At 55.9% G+C, this 21,540-nt stretch carries 20 protein-coding genes; all 20 read left to right on the top strand.

The annotated features are described in order from the left end of the window. Positions 1-59: 59 nt before the first annotated feature. The 20 genes from IPK27_04185 (at position 60) to IPK27_04090 (ending at position 21,497) form a co-directional block, all read left to right on the top strand. On the top strand, positions 60-1,346 hold the full coding sequence (locus tag IPK27_04185; protein ID MBK8066838.1) for a nucleotide sugar dehydrogenase: 1,287 nt from the start codon (positions 60-62) through the stop codon (positions 1,344-1,346). A 4-nt stretch (positions 1,347-1,350) separates the two neighbouring features. Next, positions 1,351-2,523 carry a UDP-N-acetylglucosamine 2-epimerase (non-hydrolyzing) gene (gene wecB, locus IPK27_04180; protein MBK8066837.1) on the top strand — a complete coding sequence of 391 codons (1,173 nt, stop codon included), beginning with the start codon at positions 1,351-1,353 and terminating at the stop codon, positions 2,521-2,523. A 68-nt stretch (positions 2,524-2,591) separates the two neighbouring features. Beyond that, positions 2,592-4,412, top strand: a complete 1,821-nt coding sequence (locus IPK27_04175) for an ABC transporter ATP-binding protein (GenBank protein ID MBK8066836.1) — start codon at positions 2,592-2,594, stop codon at positions 4,410-4,412. Positions 4,413-4,503: 91 nt separating this feature from the next. Further along, positions 4,504-5,463: a hypothetical protein gene (locus IPK27_04170; GenBank protein ID MBK8066835.1), complete on the top strand. Its 960-nt coding sequence runs from the start codon at positions 4,504-4,506 to the stop codon at positions 5,461-5,463. Further along, positions 5,460-6,209, top strand: coding sequence for an NTP transferase domain-containing protein (locus IPK27_04165; protein ID MBK8066834.1), 750 nt, complete (start codon positions 5,460-5,462; stop codon positions 6,207-6,209). The genes IPK27_04170 and IPK27_04165 overlap by 4 nt, the downstream gene beginning before the upstream one ends. Further along, positions 6,196-6,765 carry an acyltransferase gene (locus IPK27_04160; protein MBK8066833.1) on the top strand — a complete coding sequence of 190 codons (570 nt, stop codon included), beginning with the start codon at positions 6,196-6,198 and terminating at the stop codon, positions 6,763-6,765. The genes IPK27_04165 and IPK27_04160 overlap by 14 nt, the downstream gene beginning before the upstream one ends. Before the next feature lie 36 nt (positions 6,766-6,801). Continuing rightward, positions 6,802-7,860 (top strand): NAD-dependent epimerase/dehydratase family protein, encoded by a 1,059-nt coding sequence (locus IPK27_04155; GenBank protein MBK8066832.1) that lies wholly within the window; start codon positions 6,802-6,804, stop codon positions 7,858-7,860. Beyond that, entirely contained in the window at positions 7,857-9,239 is a 1,383-nt protein-coding gene (locus IPK27_04150; GenBank protein MBK8066831.1) for a glycosyltransferase, read from the top strand. The genes IPK27_04155 and IPK27_04150 overlap by 4 nt, the downstream gene beginning before the upstream one ends. Beyond that, the gene (locus IPK27_04145) at positions 9,236-10,279 is read left to right on the top strand and encodes an N-acetylneuraminate synthase family protein (GenBank protein MBK8066830.1); all 1,044 of its coding nucleotides are present in this window, start codon (positions 9,236-9,238) and stop codon (positions 10,277-10,279) included. The genes IPK27_04150 and IPK27_04145 overlap by 4 nt, the downstream gene beginning before the upstream one ends. Before the next feature lie 166 nt (positions 10,280-10,445). Beyond that, entirely contained in the window at positions 10,446-11,435 is a 990-nt protein-coding gene (locus IPK27_04140; protein MBK8066829.1) for a glycosyltransferase family 61 protein, read from the top strand. 290 nt (positions 11,436-11,725) lie between these two features. Beyond that, positions 11,726-12,535: a glycosyltransferase gene (locus IPK27_04135; protein ID MBK8066828.1), complete on the top strand. Its 810-nt coding sequence runs from the start codon at positions 11,726-11,728 to the stop codon at positions 12,533-12,535. 361 nt (positions 12,536-12,896) lie between these two features. Continuing rightward, on the top strand, positions 12,897-14,186 hold the full coding sequence (gene asnB / locus IPK27_04130; GenBank protein MBK8066827.1) for an asparagine synthase (glutamine-hydrolyzing): 1,290 nt from the start codon (positions 12,897-12,899) through the stop codon (positions 14,184-14,186). Positions 14,187-14,191: 5 nt separating this feature from the next. Continuing rightward, positions 14,192-14,644 carry a hypothetical protein gene (locus IPK27_04125; GenBank protein MBK8066826.1) on the top strand — a complete coding sequence of 151 codons (453 nt, stop codon included), beginning with the start codon at positions 14,192-14,194 and terminating at the stop codon, positions 14,642-14,644. 234 nt (positions 14,645-14,878) lie between these two features. Then, entirely contained in the window at positions 14,879-16,033 is a 1,155-nt protein-coding gene (locus tag IPK27_04120; protein MBK8066825.1) for a hypothetical protein, read from the top strand. Positions 16,034-16,164: 131 nt separating this feature from the next. After that, positions 16,165-16,833: an FkbM family methyltransferase gene (locus IPK27_04115; GenBank protein ID MBK8066824.1), complete on the top strand. Its 669-nt coding sequence runs from the start codon at positions 16,165-16,167 to the stop codon at positions 16,831-16,833. Between the two features lie 115 nt (positions 16,834-16,948). After that, positions 16,949-17,074 (top strand): hypothetical protein, encoded by a 126-nt coding sequence (locus IPK27_04110; protein MBK8066823.1) that lies wholly within the window; start codon positions 16,949-16,951, stop codon positions 17,072-17,074. Then, entirely contained in the window at positions 17,044-17,901 is an 858-nt protein-coding gene (galE, locus tag IPK27_04105; GenBank protein MBK8066822.1) for a UDP-glucose 4-epimerase GalE, read from the top strand. The genes IPK27_04110 and galE overlap by 31 nt, the downstream gene beginning before the upstream one ends. A 74-nt stretch (positions 17,902-17,975) precedes the next feature. Next, a complete protein-coding gene (locus IPK27_04100) occupies positions 17,976-19,082 on the top strand; it encodes a glycosyltransferase family 4 protein (GenBank protein ID MBK8066821.1) in 1,107 nt (368 codons plus the stop codon). Next, complete coding sequence (locus IPK27_04095; protein MBK8066820.1) at positions 19,054-20,184, top strand: glycosyltransferase family 4 protein; 1,131 nt, start codon at positions 19,054-19,056, stop codon at positions 20,182-20,184. The genes IPK27_04100 and IPK27_04095 overlap by 29 nt, the downstream gene beginning before the upstream one ends. After that, entirely contained in the window at positions 20,181-21,497 is a 1,317-nt protein-coding gene (locus tag IPK27_04090; GenBank protein MBK8066819.1) for a glycosyltransferase family 4 protein, read from the top strand. The genes IPK27_04095 and IPK27_04090 overlap by 4 nt, the downstream gene beginning before the upstream one ends. The last annotated feature ends 43 nt before the right edge of the window (positions 21,498-21,540 follow it).

The following is a 21,540-nucleotide window of genomic DNA, read 5'->3' as shown; positions in this document are numbered from 1 at the left end:
CCGTCGTGAAGTCCAACCCCGCCCATTCCATCAATCCAACCTAACACATCGAACCGAGAATGCCTCCAATTCCCACCTTGTTGCAGGCCCGCCCTTCCGTCATCGGCTTGGGATACGTCGGCCTACCTTTGGCAGTGGCTCTGGGCCGCATTCGCCCGACCGTCGGTTTCGACATCGACACCCAGCGTGTCCGGGCGCTTGCAGGGGGGCTGGATGCCACGGGCGAGTGCAGTTCCGAAGAACTGGCTTCTGCAAGTCACCTACGCTTCTCCTGCGACGCCAACGATCTGAAAGACGCCAACGTCCACATCATCGCGGTGCCCACCCCGGTCAACCGCCACAAATGGCCGGACCTTTCGCCCCTGGAAGGCGCTTCCACCACCGTCGGACGCATCCTGAAACGCGGCGACGTCGTGGTGTACGAATCCACCGTCTACCCTGGCGCGACGGAGGAGGTCTGCGTGCCAGTGCTGGAGCGCGAGTCCGGGCTGCGCTTCAATGTGGACTTCAGCGTTGGCTACAGTCCCGAGCGCATCAATCCGGGCGACAAGCACAGGCGTCTGCCAGACATCGTCAAGATCACCTCCGGATCGACTCCGGAGGCGGCCGAGTTCATCGATGCCCTGTACCGCGAAATCGTGCCCGCTGGCACCCATCTCGCGCCGAGCATCCGTGTCGCCGAAGCCGCGAAAGCGATCGAAAACACCCAGCGTGACGTCAACATCGCGCTCATCAACCAGTTGGCGCAATTGTTCTCCCGCCTGGATCTCGACACCGAGGCGGTCCTCAATGCAGCTGGCACCAAGTGGAACTTCCTCCCCTTCCGCCCGGGGCTCGTCGGCGGCCATTGCATCGGCGTCGACCCCTACTACCTGGTCCACAAGGCGCAGGAGGTGGGCTACCACCCGGAACTGATCCTGGCCGCCCGCCGCGTAAACGAGAGCATGAGCGCGCACGTCACAACCGAGCTCATGAAACTGATGGCTGCGCGCCGGATCAGCATCGTTGGCGCCCGCATCCTGGTGCTCGGCGTGACCTTCAAGGAAAACTGCCCGGACCTGCGCAACACCCGCGTGGTCGAGATCGTCGATGCGCTCCGCGGCTATCACGCCGAGGTTGATGTCTACGATCCATGGGCCGATGCTGCGGAGTGCAAGCACGAGTACGGACTGGACCTTGTCAGCGCACCCGCCACCGGAACCTATGACGCCGTCGTAATCGCCGTCGCACACCAGCAGTTTGCCGACCGTGGCGCCAGCGGCGTACGTGAATGGTGCAGGGCCGAAGGCGTGGTCTATGACGTCAAATACCTCTTTCAGCGCGGGGATGTCGATGGCCGGCTCTGAGCAGATGGTGGCGGCGCCGTTGAAAGTGCTCTGCGTCGTCAGCGCGCGCCCGAACTTCATGAAGATTGCGCCGATCATGCGCGCCTTCCAGAAGCATCCGGACCGGTTCTGCCCGTTGCTGGTACACACCGGTCAGCACTACGACGTTGCGATGAACGAACGCTTCTTCCAGCAACTTCGAATCCCCAACCCCGACATTTCTCTGGAGGTGGGATCGGGCACTCACGCCGCGCAAACCGCCGACGTGATGAAGCGATTCGAACCCGTGCTCGACCAGCACCAGCCAGACGTGGTCTTGGTCGTCGGCGACGTGAACTCCACGATCGCCTGTGCCCTGGTCGCCGCCAAGAAAGGGATCAAGGTGGTCCATGTCGAAGCCGGGCTTCGCTCGCGCGACCGTACCATGCCCGAGGAGATCAACCGACTGCTCACGGACCAACTGTCCGACCGGCTCTACGTGACTGAAGCAGAGGCGATCGACAACCTTCTCGCAGAAGGCATCGCGCGCGACAAGATCGCCTTCGTCGGAAATGTGATGATCGATACTCTGTTGGCCAGCCTGCCAGAGGCCGTGCCCGCAGCGCACTCGTTGGCTGGCGCGTTCGATGGACCCCTGGGACCAGCTCGCCGGGCAGCATTCGCCGCGGCAGGCAGACACGGAGTGCTGACCCTCCACCGACCCTCGAATGTCGACGACCGGGATACCCTCGAACGCCTGCTGCAGACAGTTGCCCACATCTCGGATCAACTTCCGATCGCATTCCCGGTGCACCCGCGCACCCGCGCCAAGATCACGCAATTCGGACTGGATGCAATGATTGAACTTCCCGGTCTTGCGGTGCTGCCACCGCTTGGATACCTGGAAATGCTCGGTCTGATGCGCGAAGCGACACTTGTATTCACCGACTCGGGTGGCGTGCAGGAAGAGACCACCGCACTTGGCGTTCCATGCCTGACCTTGCGCGAAAACACCGAGCGCCCGATCACGGTGACCGAAGGCACCAATCGGGTCGTAGGGACAGCCGCAAGCGAAATTCTCAGCGCGACGCATGCGATTCTTGATGGTGCAAGTCCTGCCGGACGCCGTCCCAGCCTATGGGATGGGAATGCTGCCGCCCGGATTGCGCAGGATCTCAGCGACTGGAATGCGCAGACGGCAGACAGGATCTCTCTGTGATTCCGAGCGCGCGCCCGATCGGTTCCCGGCAAATCTGCCGGCTTAAGCCAACTCACCGGCTACCCTAAATGCAGAGCCAGAAAAACTCCCTGAGCCTCAATCCGTTCGAAGGCGCAACAAAGTACCTTCGCATATTTTCGGCGCACCTCGGTTCGCGGATCTACCTGATCTTCGTGCTTGCGCTCCTGGTGGCGCTGACCGAGGGATTCGGAATCACCCTCCTGCTTCCACTGCTTGGCGCAATGGATGCGGGGGCAGGATTTTCCGACAGTACTCCCGCCGCGATCACAAGAGTGTTGCAGTACCTCGGAGTAGAGAAATCCTCCACGGGGCTTTTGATCCTGATTGGAAGTGTGTTTGTGGTCAAGGCGCTGATTACCTTCGCACACGGCGCATATGGCGGCTTCTTGCAGGCAAAGTTGATGCATGAGCTGAAAATGAAGATATTTTCAGGTTGTGCAGGGATGACCCTCGGGTACTACACCACGCGCAGCACCGGACACTTCGTCAATATAATAAATACCCAGGTCGGCGCATTTTACCAGAGCTTTACGGCCTTGATCAGTTTCTACGCAGGAGGAATCAAGGCCATGGCATATTTGTCAATGGCATTCCTACTGTCGTGGCGCTTTGCTGCGCTGGTCGTGATATTCGGAGCGGTAGTGCTATTTTCCTTCCGTCATCTGAATGCACACGTACGGACGCTGTCCCGCGCGGCGTCCAAGGAAATGAGTACACTCAATAACTTTCTCGTCCAGGCGCTGCAGTCTTTCAAGTACCTGGTCTCCACAAATAAAATGCAGCATATGCGCTCAACCACCGAAGAGAGCATTCTTCGGGTGACGGGGTTGAGAGTGCGTCAGCACATCTGGCAGGCAGCCACCAATTCCCTGAATGAACCCGTCTCGATCCTGACAATGATCGCGATCATCATGCTGCAGACGATTGTCTTCAAGGAGCCGCTGGGACCAGTTCTGGTCGTCCTCCTGCTGTTCCACCGGGGGCTCGGGGCCATGGTCGCCCTGCAAGCCCAATGGCAGGCAGCTATGAACAGCATCGGCGCCGTCGAGATGGTCGAGAGCGAATTGCAGTCGCTCGCCAAAAACGCAGAAAAGACCGATGGTCAATTGGCGCCGATACTTACTGATGGGATCCGGTTGGAGAACGTGAGCTTCAGCTACAGCACCGACCTCGGTAACGCAATCGAAAACGTAACACTCGCCATTCCGGCACGCTCGACGGTTGCCTTGGTAGGAGAATCGGGCGCAGGCAAGTCGACGCTCGTGGACATTCTAAGCCTGATGTTGCGCCCGCAATCCGGTTGTTTGACGATCGATGGTGTGCCCGCGCACTCGTTGGACCCGAGATCCTGGCGTGACCAGATCGGATATGTTTCGCAAGAAACCGTGATCTTCAACGGCTCAATTGCCGCAAACATCGCCATGGGAGAGAGCGCGCCCTCGACTCCAGAAGGCGTCCAGCAGCGAATCCGAAAAGCCGCAGCGGACGCCCAACTCGCCACCTTCATCGAATCGCTGCCACAACAGTACGATACTCAGGTCGGTGATCGCGGCATCTGTCTCTCCGGTGGTCAACGGCAACGTCTTTTTATCGCAAGAGAGCTCTATGGAAATCCTCGACTTCTGATTTTAGACGAGGCAACAAGTGCTCTCGACAGTGAATCTGAGCGCGGCGTGCAAGCGAGCATCGATGCGCTGCATGGGCAAGTAACCGTCATTATTATCGCGCATCGTCTCAGTACTATTAGGAACGTCGATCGCGTCTTTGTCCTGCATGCGGGGAGAGTTGTCGAAGAGGGTGACTACTCGGAACTCAGGTCAAAGTCCGATTCGCGTTTTCACACGATGGTTGAAATGCAGGCTTTGTGAACGGACTCTATTTCACGCGGAGAGAAGTCTGAAGCACGTATTCGTCATACCTAACAGCGTTACTCGCTGGGTCGCGGACGCGATACGCAAAATGCATGAAATACCGACGCAGGATTGCCTCTTTGTATTGAGTCGTAAATACGAGGGTGAATCTTCGGCGGTTGCCTGCGTCAGGCTACAAATGGGATATGAGGACTTTCCGTTCACTTTGAGGCTGAACAAGGTGTGGGCCGCGCACTATCGATTCAGCCAATGGTGGCATAGAACAATGCCAGAACAGTACAATCTATATCTGCCGCATCAGTTGATGCCGAGTTACCAAATGATGGCAGGTGAGCGCCGCTGTGCCTCGGTAAGGTACATGGAAGAAGGTTTGGCGGCGTATTACACCAATTCCGAATATGCCGAGATGTTCGCGCGGCCGGTGAATTGGCGTGAGAAGATCGTGAGCACTTGCGGATACTTTGGTAAGGTGCGCCGCAGATTTGACATGTATCCGGATGGTCGTGAATGCTACGGCTTGACAACGAATTCGTTCCCGGAATCGACTCGAGTCAAAGTGCTGACTCCTCCAGCATTGATACCACTGGCGCCCGATGATCCGTCAATCATCATCGCCCCGAAACCGCGCTTGGGGAAGATCTGGGGTGAGCCACAAGTAGCCGACCTCAGTCGCGGCCTGATCGAGTTCTGTCGTCGACGCCATATCACCGAAGTGGGCATAAAGCCACACCCGGGCGAATATTCGACGACTGCCTTGAGTGCCCGAATCAAGAAGCAGCTGGAAATGGCTGGGATCTCGGTGAAGCAGATTTGCCAATCCAGTTGGCTTGAGAATCACCTGATGCGATCAGAGAGCACCGTGATCACAATGGGCTCGTCAATTGAACTCTATGGACCGAACTTTCGCGGGGCGATTGCTTATGGAGGCTTGCTGTTGAGCTGTAGGCAGGAATTCTGTGCCGAATATCTCAGGTCAATGCCTCAGGCTGCGCGGCCACTTGTTGCGCGACAGCTTGCCGTCGCCGCCAAGATACTGGGCCTGGAATGAGCGATAGCCCCGCCGCTCTGCACAGTCACATCGAGCTGACTGTTGGCATCCGCCCGGACGCCATACTCGTTGCGCGCTGCTCCTCGACTCGCCTGCCCGGGAAAGTGCTCCGCATGGTTCAAGGCAGGCCAATGATCGAGTACGTCATCGAAAAACTGCGACGCTGCTCATCGGTCGGACGAATCTGCATAGCAACGTCAATGGATCGCAGCGATGATCCCCTCGAGAAGTGGTGTAACAAAAACAACGTACTCTGTTTCCGAGGATCGCTCACCAATGTCGCCGAGAGAGTGCTAGGTGCGGCAGAAATGAGCGGTTGCTCGGCCTTCTTTCGCGTAAATGGCGACAGTCCCCTATTAGCGACGAGCTTATTGGATAGGGCCTTGGATGCATATTTAGGCTCCAATCTGGACGTTGTGACCAACGTACATCCGCGAAGTTATCCACCGGGAATGTCGGTGGAACTGATCAAGACCGATTCGATGCGGACCGCAGTGGGCCAGATGACGGAATCGAGAGATCAGGAACATGTTACAGCATACTTCTACGCAAACGAACACCGATTTGCAATCAAGAACATTTGCTCCCAGACAAACTATTCCTCGGTACATCTCGCAGTAGATACCGAACTTGATCTCATACTCATTGACTCCATTCTGGGCAAAATGAAAAGGCCTCACTGGATGTATGACGTAGATGACGTTTTGGCGCTATATCATGAGGTACAGAATTGTGGCCAAGACTAGCGTCCATCAAAACTCCGCCGTCCGCAAGCATTTGGATCGAGGCGTCCTGCAGCGACTGTACCAGTGGCGGGTCTCCCGTAAGCTCGGTTTCTGCGGCACTAATATTTACATTGACCGCAACGCGCAGTTTCTGCGCCATCCTGGGAACGTGAAGCTAGGTGCAGATACCGTAATCAAGGAGGGTGTGAGAATTTGCCCCGCCCAACCTGATGCAACAATCACTATTGGCGAGTGGACCTCAGTCGGCTACCACACGTTCATTTTTGCGACCTCCCAAATTGACATAGGCGCGAACTGTCTGATTGCTCCATTCTGTTATTTGGTGGACGCGAATCACGGAATCCGCAGAGATACGCTGATAAGAAACCAGCCAATGTCAGCCGCGCCTATACGAATCGGAGATGACGTGTGGCTCGGAACCGGGGTTGCCGTGCTGAAAGGTGTTCAGATTGGACGTGGAGCAGTCGTCGCGGCCGGAAGCGTGGTCTCCAGTGACATACCCGAATATGCGATATCAGCCGGTAATCCAGCGGTTGTCATCGGCGAGCGCAAGTAGCCCTGAAATTACGGTAGGGAGACCAACCTCATGAAGATGGCAAAGCTCTACCGGGAATTGTTCGATTCGCAGAGGAAGACTAGCCGACTGCGCGAGGAATCCTGGCTCGTTTCTGGAGCGGCGGGGTTCATCGGTTCGCACCTGTGTGAGGCGTTGCTTGCAATCGGTTGCAAGGTGACCGGATTGTACAACTTTTCCACAGGTAAACCACAGAATCTAACAAAGATTCGAGCAAGCGTAGGTGAGGAACTCTTCCAGAATTTCAGCTTTATTGAGGGTGACGTCCGAAACATTGAAACGTGCAGACAAGCGTGCCGTAAGTGCACCGTGGTCCTGCATCAAGCCGCGCTGGGTTCAGTTCCCCGGTCCCTGGAACACCCGGAGTGGTCGACCGAGACGAATATTGGTGGGTTTGTGAACATTCTGACGGCAGCCAAGGATGCGACCGTCCGAAGGTTTGTCTATGCATCGTCAAGTTCCGTATACGGCGACGAAGCGACACTCCCGAAAGTTGAAGAACGGGTGGGCAGGGTGCTCTCTCCGTATGCACTTACAAAACGTGTAAATGAACAGTTTGCCACGTTGTTCACTTCGTGTTTTGGGTTTGAGAGCGTAGGCCTAAGATATTTCAACGTATTTGGACCAAGGCAGGATCCGCTAGGGGCCTATGCTGCCGTTGTTCCGCGCTGGATCACCTCCGTGCTGAATGGAAGTCCGATAATAGTAAACGGAGACGGCGAGACGTCCAGAGACTTCTGTTTCGTGTCAAATGTCGTGCTCGCAAACGTACTCGCAGCAATTTCACCATCCGGTACTGCCACCGATCGAGTATACAACGTCGCCTGCGAGGAAGCGACCACTCTTAATCAGCTCCTAAAGAAAATCATCATCGCAATCAATGACGTGTCGCCGAAGCCGGAAAGGCGGGTATTGACCAAGCACGTCGCATTTAGAGAGGGTGATATCAGGCATTCATTGGCGGATATCAGTCGGGCAAGGGAACTGCTGAACTACCATCCGGTATCTACGATCGACGAGGGGCTCGCACTCACGGTTCCCTACTATGTCGAGGAATTAGAGGCGGTAGCAGCATGAGGTCGCCTCGGGTTACGGTTTACGTTACCTGCCGAAATTATGGCAAGTATCTGCGCGAATGTCTCAATAGTGTAGTCAGTCAAGCTTTCACTGATTGGGAACTCATTGTATTTAACGAGGCATCGACCGACGATACCGGGAATATACTGGCAGAGTATGCCGCTATTCTCGGTTCGAAAATGAGCGTGAGAACGAACCAAGCCGCGATGGGTTTGCGCTGGTGTGCAAACCACGCGCTCGACATGGGTCGCGGCGAGTTCATTATGAGACTTGACGCCGACGATTATCTTGACGAGAGCGCGCTTCTTGTAATGGTTGCCTATTTGGATTCTCACCGTGAGGTCGGACTGGTCTTTCCAAATTGGACTTTTGTTGGAGAGAGCGGCGAGTTCCTGGGAATTGAACGGCGTAAGGCAATAGGTCGCGAAACCCATGCACTCGACCTTCCGGCGCACGGCGCCTGCACGATGGTCCGCATGCGTGTTCTGAAAACAATTGGGGGGTATGATCCGGAATTCAGTGCTCAAGATGGGCATGAACTCTGGATGAAGGCGCTGCATAGATTTAAGGTGGCCAACATCCAAACTCCCCTCTTTTTTTATCGACAGCACTCGAACTCAATGTCAAGGGATGAGGAGTTGCTGCTATCTGCTCGTCGAAAGATAAAGCGCGCACTTATCGACCAGCGACAGGGAGCGACGCGCCCAAAGATCCTTGGTGTGATTCCAGCGAAAAACACTTATGCTCGAATGCAGAATGTCGTGTTGCGGCCACTGGGTCAAGTTCCACTACTCGCGCACAGCCTGAATGCCGCACTTGATTCTGGTGTATTTGACAGGATAGTTGTATCTACAGATGACGAGGAAGTTATTGGCTACTGTCAATCTAGGACTGGCGTGGACGTAATGCTGCGAAAGCCGGAATTGTCGGGGGGGCGGGTTAAGCTGTCCGAAGTTGTGTTTGATTGCGTGAGCAGGTTCGAGTTCGAAGGAAACTGGTATCCCGATATCGTTGTTATATTAAGTGTGCACACTCCCTTGCGCCGTGACAGCCACATCCGGGAAGTCGTAGATACGCTCCTTATTTATGACGTGGATCAGGTCATAAGTACCTATGAAGATATGGACTTGCATTTTAAACACGGGATGAATGGATTGGAGACGATCAACCCGGGCGTACTCGAGTCGCTCCGTTATGAGCGCGAAGCCTTGTATGTTTACAACGGCGCCGTACACGGATTCTGGAGAGAGTTCCTGAGAAAGGACAGCCTGTATCACGGACGTATTGGCCACATTCAAATGAGCCGGCGGGAAAGTATCCAGATAAAGTCCGATGAGGATTTTGAACTCGTTGGAAGACTACTCGAGGGGACGCTATGAACGTTCAAATTGGTGAATCGGCCAAGCCCTCTAATTCTGGCCCCTTCGTCGGCAAGCACGGACCACTGCTGATTGCCGAGATTGGTGGAAATCACGAAGGGAACTTCGAGACTGCACTCAAGTTGACCGATCTCGCGATTGAATCGGGCGCTGATTATGTGAAGTTCCAGTTGTACCGGGGCGATTCGTTGGTTAGTCCGTTCGAATCACCGGATAGAAACGCACACTTCAAGAGGTTTGAACTCACTCGCGAGCAGCACATCGCACTCGCTGAGCGTTGCCGGTCAAGCCATGTGGGATACATGGCATCCGTATGGGATCTTGAGATGCTGGAATGGATTGACCCGTATCTTGATATTTACAAGATTGGATCTGGCGATCTTACGGCGTTCCCCATCATTCGGCAATTTGCCTTGCGCGGAAAGCCGATTATCATGTCTACGGGCCTGTCCGAACTCACCGAGGTTCTCGAATCAGTCGGGGAAATACAGAAAGCTAACGAGGCATACCGTCGTCCCGATATGCTTGCTCTGCTTCAATGCACCTCAATGTACCCTATTGAACTCGGTGACGCGAATTTGGCAGTTATGGATACACTGAGACACGCCACAGGACTGTCAGTGGGTTATTCAGATCACACTGTAGGTGCGTTCGCCCTGCTGATCGCGGCCGCGCGTGGTGCTGACGTCTTGGAGTTTCATTTCACCGACAGTCGGGAGGGGAAAATCTTTCGCGATCATGCGGTGTCACTCACTTGCAATGAAGTTTTGCAGTTAATCGAGTCTCTAAAGTCACTTAAGGTGGTGATGGGCGACGGCGTGAAGCGACCGCTTCGAAGTGAAGTGGATACTGGCCATGTAACGAGTTTTCGACGTGCAGTATATTCGCGACGAAGGCTCGCCAAGGGTGAGGTTCCGTCGAGCGATGACCTTCTGTTGCTGCGACCAAATCACGGTGTTGATGCTCGGGAATATGATGATATTCAAGGAATTGCGGTTGCCGAAAATATCGAGGCGTTTCAGGCTCTGAAACTTGTATAGCCGTTCGTTTTCAGTAATTGTTCGGCGGTTGGTTACGCCTCTAGGTGCTTTCAGTCAACACGTGACGGCGGCATTTCGCTACCGCATCACGCGGGCGCGGCGACTGCTAGGGTTGCGTTTTATGCGAATGCTGCCCGTAGGAGCCTTGAGGGGCAGGGAGCGCGTGGTGGGCGCGACAATAGGGATGGAAAATCCAGCACCTTCTTGTGTTTCCGTGGGTTGCTCGCACCTCCGATTTTCTAATACAAAACCACATGTGCTCAGGCGGGTTGTGTTCTGGCCCGCGACCGGGCTGGTTGCGCTAAACCGCTTTTCGTTCGTATCAGAGTCACTATTGTTGCCGGGTGGCTTGCGTGCGGTGGCGACGGTTGGGGGATTGGAACGAAGAAACAAGGTAGTGGAAGGAGAACGGGTCTCGGTTGCAATTGGGGCCGGATCCGATCTGATATCCAACCACTATCACTTCTTGATTGATGCTCTACCACGACTTTGGCACTTGGCCCACATGGATCTATCTGATCCTCCTGCGCGCCTCTACCTAACGTCAAAGCATGAAAAGTATGAAGCGGTAGTGCGACGGCTTCTTCCTGATGGCATTGATGTTCGGGTGGTACAGCCTGATACGTGCGTGCAGTCTGACCGCCATTTGCTGCTACCTCAAATGTCAGGAAGTGAATGCGGCTGGCTACCAGAGCGTGCGATTGAATTTGTTAGGTCGCGCCTGCTAGGTGACCATGCAGCACCTACGCAACGCGTCATATACGTCAGTCGGCGAATCGCTCGAGTGAGAAGGATCCTGAATGAAGACGAGCTGATATTCGCGCTTGAGAAGATTGGTGTTACGTGTGTCATCGCTGAGACAATGACCGTCGATGACCAGATTGAGCTGTTTGCCGGCGCGCGTGGAATTATTGGAATGCACGGTGCAGGCCTGACAAACATGTTGTTTGCTAGGAATGCAAGAGTGCTTGAGATATTTTCTGGAACTCCAAGAGGGCATTATGCTTGTCTGGCACGGGCCTGCAAACATGATTATTCTTATATTGCTGGAGTTGGTAGAAGCAAGAATGAGGACCGTCGACTGAGTAGGTCCGAACTCGAAGAGGTCGCCCGTTTTGCTTCGCGCTGTTTTGACTCGCGGATCCGCGAATCATGAAGGTCCTCTTCCTCGCCTATGATTTTCCGCCCCTTGAGGCCAGCGGGACTCTCAGAAACCGAGCCTTCGCCGAACTCTTACCACAATTCGGTGTCAACCCCCTAATAGTTTGCGCTGACCCGGCTTGCGCGAGTTTACGATACCGGGGCGCATTCTCCATTCTTGAGCATTGGGAGGACAGTTTCGCTTGGTCGCCGGTTCGACGAATCAACTGGAACGAAGAGGTAAATGAACTGAGTTGAGTTGCTAAGGCGGCGCAGCGGTTACCTCTGCTGTCCTCGCTTGTGGCCGTGCGCAGTCGCGAAAATCGAGTTGCGCGTATCTACGAGTCCGCTTGCGAAGTGATTCAGAAGGAGCAGCCTAAAGTCATTTTTTGTAGCGTCGCGCCGCCATCGACGGCTCTCGCGGGTGAGCGTCTGGCGCGCGACTTCGGATTGCCATTGGTGGTCGATATCCGTGATCCCTGGTCATATGGTCCGCGTGTTCCGTACCGTCATTTGGTCGATTTTTTCATTGAAAGGCGAATCGAGCAGCGGGTTCTTTCCGCTGCGGCATATGTGATTACTCCGACAATTGCTTCGCGGCAATTGATAATAGAAGAGTTAGGGGTTCCCAGCGAGAAGACACTGGTCATTCCGAACGGATTTAGTGAAACGAACGGCATGCCAAATGGGGAGATTGAGCCAGGTGTTTTCACGCTACTGCACGCAGGTGAGATCGGAGTCTCTCGAAAGGGTGGGCTAGGATTCTCTCGCAGGATAAAGAACCTGCTGCGAATGGACTACGATCCGATGGAGCGTGACTTTGGAACAAGATCAGTGAACGTAGCGCTTGGTGCGCTCGACTTGCTGTTCAGTCGCCGCCCGGCGCTTCGCAATAAGGTTCGTCTCCGACTTCTTGGCGCTGATAGCGCCGAAATTCAGGAAGCTGTTCGCCAATCCAATAGTGCGGACCGGGTAATTGCGGAAAGGCGTGTATCGCAGGATGTGGCGAATGAGTACATTTGCCGCGCAGATGCGTTGCTGCTGCTGCAGGTATCGTATTGGCTGGAAGGGCGGCCTTTTGCCCCGCAGTTCCGGCCAAACTTTACAGCTATCTAGCTTCCGGTCGCCCGATCGTTGCGAGCGCTCAAGAATCCGAGATCACGGACCTGATCAAGAGTGTAGGATCCGGCAGCGTCGTAGGCCCAGGGGCAATTAGCGATCTTTCGGGCGCAATCGAAGCGGCGTTTGATGCGTGGGAATCAGGTCGCGGAACGCGTTATGTATGGGCTGAGAAGGAGGCGTATACGAGAAGGGCCCTTACGAAGCGACTCGCGGAATGTCTTGTTTCAGCGGCGAGATAGTGAGGAGAGCACGCATTTGGTGATACTCAAATTTTCCAGCGCGACGGTGGGTTGCCCGTCGGTTCCCAGGCTTCGCGCCGAGGTAATGACGTACTGATATGTGCGGAATTTTCGGCGTGCTAAATTCGGCAGGTCTTGCGCGGCCGGACGACTGCGTTGAGCGGGCCTTAGGGTCGATCGCCCACCGTGGCCCGGATGGGGCAGGTATTTGGAGACGATCCGGTGCTGGTCCAGCGGTGTTGCTCGGTCACCGCCGACTCGCAATCATTGACTTGACTGAAGCGGGTGCGCAACCGATGGTTTCGCGGCAGGGCGGTCAAGTAATCGTGTTCAACGGCGAGATTTACAACTACCGGGAGTTACGTCAAGAGCTTCGTGGGCTTGGACATCGCTTCGAGTCCGATAGTGATACGGAAGTGTTGCTGGCGGCTTACGCTCAATGGGGCGAGGCATGCGTTGATCATTTGAACGGCATGTTTGCTTTCGCCATTTGGGACGAGGCTCGCAGGCGGCTCTTTGCGGCACGGGATCGCTTCGGCGAGAAACCATTCTACTATTCGCTAAGTCGATCCGGGGAGTCTTTTGCTTTTGCTTCAGAAATGAAGGCTCTCCTCTCGGCCGGCGTCGTGGATTTCGCCATTGATGATTGCGCGTTGATTTCGTACGTGAATGATGAAATCATCGACGGAGCGGTGCCTGCTCTGATCAAGGGCATCTGTCGTCTGCTTGCGGGCCAGCATCTGGTCGCTGAGTGGCGGAATGAGCAGTGGGTCGTATCGACAGACTGTTACTGGGGTTTGAATACGGCGAGGTGTGATCTAAGTCTCGGCGATGCTTCGGAGAGGTTTCGCGATTTGCTTGAAGACAGCGTTCGCCTTCGTCTGCGTGCGGACGTACCGGTTGGGACCAGCTTGTCCGGTGGCCTTGATTCAAGCTCCATCGTCTGTTTGATTAATAGACTCGGCGCGGCATCCGGCCAACGTACATTTTCCGCTCGGATGAGTGACCCCCGGCTTGACGAAGGTCGTTATATTCATGCGGTATTGGGCGCCGTGAAGGTTGAGGCGCACGAAGTAACGCCGGATGCCAAAGAGTTTCAGGCGAGTTTCCGCGCGTTGTGCTGGCACATGGAAGAACCGTTTCCAGCCACGAGCATGTTTGCGCAATACATGGTAATGAAACTGGCTCGTCACTCCGGGACAACTGTCCTCTTGGATGGTCAGGGTGCAGATGAACTCCTTGGCGGGTACCTGGAATATTACCGGGTACAAATGCGTTGGCTTCTGCGCCAAGGTCGAATCGCAGAGTTCCGCGATGAGCTTAAGAAGTTCTCGGAGTTGCGCGGGGGCAGAAAGTCCTTGGAACCAAGGGTATTTTGGCGTGCCTTTTGCCTCCGAGTGCCTTGAGTTGGATGGAAGCACGCCGGCGGGGTGTCGACTTCAGGTCATGGTGGAGCCCCGAATGGATTCGAAGCTCGGACCCACATGCCAAGCGGGGGCAGCGGCCAGCGCGAACGTCATTGGATGCTGCACTTCGTAGCGATGCTCTGGGTGGTCCGCTGCAGTCACTGCTGAGGTATGGAGATCGGAATTCGATGGCATGGTCGCGCGAAGTACGCCAGCCCTTTCTTGACCATCGCTTGGCGGAATTTGTCTTTTCGCTTCCGCCTCAATTCAAAATTGGCGCGGGATGCACGAAACGCATTCTGCGCCAGGCAATGCGCGGTATCGTGCCTGATCTGATTCTGGACCGTCACGACAAGTTGGGGTACCAGGCGCCGTTGGGCAGTTGGCTCGGTCTGGAGCTTCGTAGTTGGACCACTCAGAAACTTGACGAAGCAGCCGGATTCCTTGGGGGGAGTTGATGCTGGCGTCGTTCAACGTTTCTTGAATTTGCGTGGATTGCCTCACGACTGGCGCGAGGGACGCCATCTGATTCGCCTGATCACCCTATCTGAAGCGATGAGCCAATTGCGCGAGTGCGCCCGCGTAGGTGGCGCTAATGCCGCTGCAACAGACTTCGCTGTCTCGTGAGGGTTGTTCACTTTACGGTCAGGGAGGGACTGTCGCCGGTCTATATCCCGCAAGTGATACGCCCGATGGCGTTGATGCGCGAGCGAGGTCACGACGTCGTGGCGTTGGTAGCGGTGGCCGTCGGCGATTTTCTTCGGAAACAAGCACGACTGAGGTGGCAGGAACGCATTGGAACCGTTCACCGCGAGTATCGGTTGCCATTACGCCGGCTGTGCGCCCCTCCGGCACGTTTGCGGTTGTGGTCGGAATCCTGGGCCTTACGCACATGGCTCAAGATGAATGGATATCTTGGCACGGAGTTTGTTCTGCATTGCCGCGGTCCGGTCGCTACAAAGATCTCATTGGATGCGTTGGAAGGCTGCTCTCGCGCCAGAGTGATTTTCGATTGTCGCGGATTTGCCGGAGCCGAAGCTGCGTATATACGGGGGCAGTCCAATGAAGCAAGTCTCGCTGAAGATGCGCACGGGAGTTCCGAACCAATAGACGAGCAGGAAAGAGATGCGATCGCTCGATCCTCGCATGTCATGTGCGTTTCGAGGCGGATGCATGAGATTTTGAAACAAGTCACGGACAAGACCGGGACAAGTTTTTCAGTAGTGCCATGCTGCACTGAAATTCGCAGCCTTGAGAGTCTCGAGACGCAGCGGAAGCAGACCCGCGATGACCTCGGACTCAATGGTCGTTTCGTGGTGGTATATAATGGAAGTCTAGCGGCGTGGCAAATGCCAGATGAGTGCATTCAGTTGTTCTGCCGCTTGCGTGAGTCAATCCCCAATGCTCACTTCCTCGTGCTGACAACCGATACAGCGCGCTTCGCGGAATATTTGAATGGCCGTAACCTATCGCCACAGGATTACACGTTGCTGTCTGTGCCGAATGCTGATGTCTGGCGCTTCCTCTGTGCTGGGGACTGTGGTCTGTTGGTTCGGGAGCGGAGCGTGGTTAACCAAGTTGCATCGCCGGTCAAGTTTGCGGAGTATCTGGCCGCGGGGTTACCGGTAATTATCAGTGAAGGGATTGGCGACTACAGTGATTTGGTGAGTCTGTACCATCTCGGCTGGTCAATACCGGATTTGCCTTCTCGGCTGTCTGCAAATCAAATCGATTCAATCGCTCAGAGTCTCGGTGTGCCCTCGCGTGCCCGGTGTCGAGATTGGGCTGAGGCGAACCTTGGCTGGGCGGCTCACATTGATACTTACTCTCGGGTGTGGTCAAGATGAACCGTCCGTGGATTCTTCGCTTTGCACCAGAGGTTTTGCGCGGTCGCCTTTGGTACAGGTTTTATCGCGGTAGGAGCGGTTATGAGCCACTCTTTGACAAGGCAGCCCTAAGCTACGCGGACGGAGTATCGATGTATGACCTTGTCGTCAGCGATTATATAAGTCAGTGCGTTGCTTTCCTCGGAGTCTTCGAGCCGTGGCTGTCGCGTCGCGTGAGGTCACTGGGTGCCGCGGGAGATGGAAAGCTCCTCGTCGACGTCGGCGCAAACATGGGTTACTTCACTCTAATCTGGCTTGCCGCAAACCCCGGCAACCGTGCGGTTGCGTTTGAGCCGGGGGGGCGGAATCTGCAACTGCTGCGCAAGAATCTGGAGCAAAACTCGTTTGCAGAGAGCTGTTCAGTCCATGCGAAGGCTTGCAGCAACCGCACGGGAATAGTCAGTTTCGATTCCGGGCCGGACGCTCAGACCGGATGGGGCAGTATAGCGGTGACGGACGCTTCGCGAACAACAGAGGTTGAGGCAGTTACGCTCGACGGCCAGTTCGACGGTTCGGAGACGATTGATCTTCTCAAGATTGATACCGAGGGTGCCGACTTTCTTGTTCTTCAGGGAGCAGAGGGTTTGCTTCGGGCGAAGAGGGTTCGAAACATCTACTTCGAAATGAACATTCCTGGTCTGAGGGCCCTCGGTTCGGGCCCGGATGATGTGCTTCGATTCCTGGATGCGGTTGGGTACCGCTATGCATGTGTTGACGCGCCCGGGCGTCCCGTTTCGACCTGGTATGCGCATCCGGTCTGACAATGGGCGAGCCGAGGCCTTCCGTTTCGGAGGCAATGAATTGACAAGGACCTCAGCGCCTCGGGATCGGCGTCGGATTCTCGTTGCAGGGGGTGCCGGCTATATCGGAAGTCACTTGGTCGCTGCTTTAGTTGATCAGGGCGTGGATGTCGTCGTCGTGGATAATCTCAGCACCGGATTGGCGGAGAATGTCCGGGGGCGGAATTACGCGTGCTCGATGTTGCTGATCTCGACGGCATAGGCGAAGTCCTTCGCAGTGGTATAGATCTGGTCATACACATGGCGGCAAGTATCTCCGTGCCAGAGTCGGTGGCATCTCCAGGGCGGTACTACTGCAACAACGTATCAAATTCACTTGGTTTGGCTGAGGCGTGTATCGAGGCCAAGATTCCGGCTGTACTATTTTCGTCGACGGCGGCGGTCTACGGAGAACCACGTACCGCCTTGGTTGATGAGGATCATCCATTGAACCCCATCAACCCATATGGCTGCTCGAAAGCGATGGCGGAACGGGTGCTCCAGGATGTGCTCGGCGCCGCGGGAATTCGGCTTGGCATTATGCGCTATTTCAATGTTGCTGGCGCCGACCCGGCCGGTCGCTTTGGTCCTCCTGCGGTGGCGGTTGCTCCAAACCTCTTCAACAGTGTTTGCGCGGTGCTTGCCGGCGACCGAACTGAATTCACGCTTTACGGTGATGATTATCCAACAGAGGATGGAACCTGTGTTCGCGACTTCGTCCATATTTGCGATCTGGTGGATGCGCACCTCAAGTTGATCGATCACCTGGCCTTGGGTGGTGAATCGGTCTTGCTCAATTTCGGTTATGGTCGAGGCGTATCGGTTCGCACGGTGGTCAATGCAGCTGAGTCCTTGTCCGGTCGTCGACTGCCCGTCCGCTTGGTCGCCAGGCGTCCCGGTGATGCTGCGTGTGTGATTTCTAATCCTCGACGTTTCCGGGACAAGTTTGGCCAGCTTGAGGCTCACGGTACCGTGCGACAAATGCTTGAGGACACACTGCGCTGGTACCTCCACCGGTCTCGCCGCACAGTTTCGCTCAGTGAGGGATGAACCGATCTGGGCAAGCTGGTCGTGAGAATCCGGAGACACAACGTTCGGAAACGTTTCAGGTGATATCGGGACGAATGTACGGAGGCGGGCAGCGAGTTGCAATTGACATTCGTGATTGGTCGAGGAGAAACGGTCAGCCGTGTAACGAGCTGATTGCACTTGGAGACTCGGATCCGAATATGGCGCACCACGCTGACCTGGTGATCCAGTACGACGGACGCTACAACCGTCCAAGTTCCATACTTGCCGCAGCGTGGCGCCTGCGCAAGAAACTGGATGAGTTCGGATGGCCGCGGGTGCTGCATAGCCACGGCTGGGATGCTGACTGCATTGTTGCACTGGCTCGTATCGGGAGATCGAGCCGTCACTGCGTCCATCTGCACTTGATGGCGGATTGGCTCAAATCAGGTTCGGTGAAGAGTGCGCTGAAACGCTGGTTGACGCGTCGCCTGTTCAAGCGTTCTGGCACTCGAGTCATCGCTGTGTCCCGGGCGGTTGCCGATCATTGGCAAGCTGAGTTACCGTTGGCGGGCGAATACGCGCCGGTGCCGGTGCTGAATGGTATCGACGTTGCTCGGTTTGGCTGCAATCGCGGCGACCAGGTGCGTAACGGCCCAGTGGTTTTGGCTGTCGCAGCAAGGCTTGCCCCCAAAAAGGGTCTGGAAGTGCTGTTGATGGCCCTCGCGAGATTGTCCGAGACCCGGGTCGATTTTGTGTGTCGTGTTGCGGGGAGCGGTCCGCTCTTGGGAAGCCTGCAAAGGCGAGTGGCTGAGTTGGCGCTGGATGCACGGCTGCAATTTTGCGGTCATGTCGAAGACATGCATGGCTTCTACGCGGATGCGGACATCTACATTCAACCGTCCGAGACCGAGGGATTGCCTCTTGGTCTCCTGGAGGCACTGGCTTCTGGACTTGCCGCAGTTGCGACGGATGTCGGCGGCACACGTGAAGTGCTGAGGGACGGGATCGAAGGATATCTGATCAGGAGCGGAGATCCAGCTGCACTGGCGGATGCACTTGCAACCTTGATTGGAAACAAAGGGCTCCGGTTGGAAATGGGGTTGGCAGCACGCGCTCGGGTCTGCGCCGAATTTTCACTGGATTGTTTCGGTAGGCGCGTTCAATCTGTATATCGGGAGCTCACGGAGCCTCGTGATCATCGGTCAGGTGGCTCATATTAAGATCGCTGCATGGACTGCGTTGTCGCGCTCGGACCCCCACGTTACCGGTGTTGGGAAACATATAGTCAATATGTTGTCCGGCCTCTCGCGGTCACCGGGAATCGATCTTGAATGGTTGGTGCCAGTCGGGGCCGCAAACTTGCACGAGTCTGCTTCGCAACTCGGCGGCTTGAGTACGGCTGTTGTGCCCTTGGGCAGGCCGGTGCAACGGACGCTTGCTAATGTAATCGGTTGGCCGACCGCGCGGCGATGGAGTCATTCGTGCGATTGGGTGTATTGCCCTCGCGAGCTTTGGATTCCGCCGGGGCGTGCAAGGCTTGCCATTACCGTGCATGATTTGTGGGGTCTCGATCAGGAACGCCCTCGCTGGCGAGAGAAAATCAAGATCCGTTGGCTGCTTGGAAAGGCGCTACGCAGGGCGGACCTGATACTTGCGGTCTCTGCGTTTACAGCCGATCGAATCAATGCGAACTTTGGACATCTGCAGGAGAAGATCAGGATTGTTGGGAATGGCGCGTCTCCAGCCTTCAATGCACAGAGGGGCTACGAGAGGTCCTTGGTTGACAGTGGTCTCGGAAATAGTCGGTACGGAATTTCGGTTGGTGGCTTGACATTCAAGAAGGGTGGGGATCACTTTTTGAGGATGGCGGCGCGTTTGTCTGTGCGCCTTCCGGATTTCAAGCTGGTCTTGGTTGGCCCGGTATCTGCCGAGTTTGCGGCGCAGTCTCTGCCATCCAACGTGATTCATGTCGCACGCGGCCTGTCAGATGAGCAACTGGCGGGGTTGGTGGCTTCGGCGGAGTTTGCATGTTCGTTGTCTCGATACGAAGGATTCGGCATTACTCTGATTGAGGCAATGTCAGTTGGTACCCCGGTGATCGCCAGTGATATCCCTGCGCACCGGGAGATTGCAGGAGACGGTGCCATTCTGGTGGCAGCTGCGGACGCTGATGGTATCTGCGATTCTATCGAACGTCTCGCGAGCGATCGCGAGTTTCATGGTCGCATGCGGGCTTGTGGCTATCGACAGGCTCGCGAACACACATGGGCGAGATCTGTCGATCGACTGGGTCAGGCACTCCGGGAATTTTCAAACAGGTGACGTTGCTCCCTCTGAATCACAATTCCGGCGTATTGGTTACCCAACTGGGAGCCAGGCGGCACTATGCCGTCGCCAACGCGTTTCACAGTCACGGTTATCTGAAGAAGTTCTGCACCGATCTACTGATACGCTCGGAATCGCTCCGAAGCCTGTTGCACCGCACAAGTGCGCTGCTTGGACGCGACGAACTTCGTCGGTTGGCGGATCGCCAATCGGGTGTTGGGTTGCCGGAATGTCATATTCGAACCTTTCCGATTTTTGGTTTGCAGTACAAATGGTATGCGAACCGCGCCCGTAGCGCAGAAGAGCGGACCGGGAATTGGCTTTGGGGCGGACGACGCTTCGCCGAATTGTGCGCACGTGAGTTGGACGACGCAACCTCGGCCGTCTATGCATTCACCTCGGCGGCAAAGGAGACATTCATTGCAGCGCGTGATCGTGGGGTTCATTGCTGGCTTGACCATGCCACTGCCCCGCGTGCCTTCGAAGTTGGGTTGATTCAGGAGGAGGCCCGTAGGTTTCCCGGTTGGTCCAGCCGCGCCGTGGACGATCGCATGACCGAGGGCTATCTGTTGCGTCAGCGTGAAGAGCTTGACTTGGCGCACCGAATTGTTTGTGGGTCCACCTTTGCCAAGCGTGCGATCGAGGCAGAGGGCGTTGCGTCGGATCGCGTGCTGGTGGTGCCCCTAGGTGTAGCAGGACACTTGTATCAGGAGTATCGAGAACAGGTTACTCGGCCCGATACAGCACTTCGCGTACTCTATGTGGGTGGCGATGGTCTGCGGAAGGGAATCGCGTACCTCAACCAAGCACTTGATCTGATCAACGACTCCAGGGTGGAAGCCCAGGCCGCGGGTGACCTTGAATTGAGCATGCTTGCTCGCAAGGATCTGCAGCGGCGGATGAAATTGCTTGGACCAGTACCTCGCTCGGAAATGCCTGAGCTGTTTCGATGGGCGGACGTGCTCGTTCTGCCTTCGATCAGTGACACCTTCGGCATGGTGATACTCGAGGCGATGGCTGCGGGCTTGGTTGTTGTCGCGACCGAGAACACGGCCGCCCCCGACATCCTGCGCGACGGCACGGATGGTTTTGTCGTTCCAATTCGATCACCTCAGGTGATTGCCGAAAGACTGATGATGCTCATGCAAGACCGGCGGCGACTGGCTGCTATGGGACGCGAGGCTAGAGCGCGTGCGGCCGAGTTCACCGTTCCACGCTACGGTGAGCGCCTGATACGCGCGCTTGGTCTTGGCGTGGAATTTGTCGCCAGCCCGAAGGTACCTGTCGATCAAAACCCGGTAGATAGATGAATACTTCAAGGAATAAGTTCAAGGGGCGAGTTGCCACGCTTCG

It is taken from the genome of Rhodanobacteraceae bacterium (assembly GCA_016713135.1).
Classification (GTDB): domain Bacteria; phylum Pseudomonadota; class Gammaproteobacteria; order Xanthomonadales; family SZUA-5; genus JADKFD01.
The sequence above is the reverse complement of the archived record's forward strand: the minus strand, read 5'-3'. Positions and strand labels throughout refer to the sequence as shown.

What these genes read in the sequence shown, in the direction of transcription:
- IPK27_04145 (MBK8066830.1), top strand. Translation starts at nt 9,236, where the DNA reads ATGAACGTTCAAATTGGTGAATCGGCCAAGCCCTCTAATTCTGGCCCC.
- IPK27_04115 (MBK8066824.1), top strand. Translation starts at nt 16,165, where the DNA reads ATGTATGACCTTGTCGTCAGCGATTATATAAGTCAGTGCGTTGCTTTC.
- IPK27_04165 (MBK8066834.1), top strand. Translation starts at nt 5,460, where the DNA reads ATGAGCGATAGCCCCGCCGCTCTGCACAGTCACATCGAGCTGACTGTT.
- IPK27_04120 (MBK8066825.1), top strand. Translation starts at nt 14,879, where the DNA reads ATGGCGTTGATGCGCGAGCGAGGTCACGACGTCGTGGCGTTGGTAGCG.
- wecB (MBK8066837.1), top strand. Translation starts at nt 1,351, where the DNA reads ATGGTGGCGGCGCCGTTGAAAGTGCTCTGCGTCGTCAGCGCGCGCCCG.
- IPK27_04155 (MBK8066832.1), top strand. Translation starts at nt 6,802, where the DNA reads ATGGCAAAGCTCTACCGGGAATTGTTCGATTCGCAGAGGAAGACTAGC.
- IPK27_04175 (MBK8066836.1), top strand. Translation starts at nt 2,592, where the DNA reads ATGCAGAGCCAGAAAAACTCCCTGAGCCTCAATCCGTTCGAAGGCGCA.
- IPK27_04150 (MBK8066831.1), top strand. Translation starts at nt 7,857, where the DNA reads ATGAGGTCGCCTCGGGTTACGGTTTACGTTACCTGCCGAAATTATGGC.
- IPK27_04185 (MBK8066838.1), top strand. Translation starts at nt 60, where the DNA reads ATGCCTCCAATTCCCACCTTGTTGCAGGCCCGCCCTTCCGTCATCGGC.
- IPK27_04170 (MBK8066835.1), top strand. Translation starts at nt 4,504, where the DNA reads ATGCATGAAATACCGACGCAGGATTGCCTCTTTGTATTGAGTCGTAAA.
- IPK27_04125 (MBK8066826.1), top strand. Translation starts at nt 14,192, where the DNA reads ATGGAAGCACGCCGGCGGGGTGTCGACTTCAGGTCATGGTGGAGCCCC.
- IPK27_04100 (MBK8066821.1), top strand. Translation starts at nt 17,976, where the DNA reads ATGTACGGAGGCGGGCAGCGAGTTGCAATTGACATTCGTGATTGGTCG.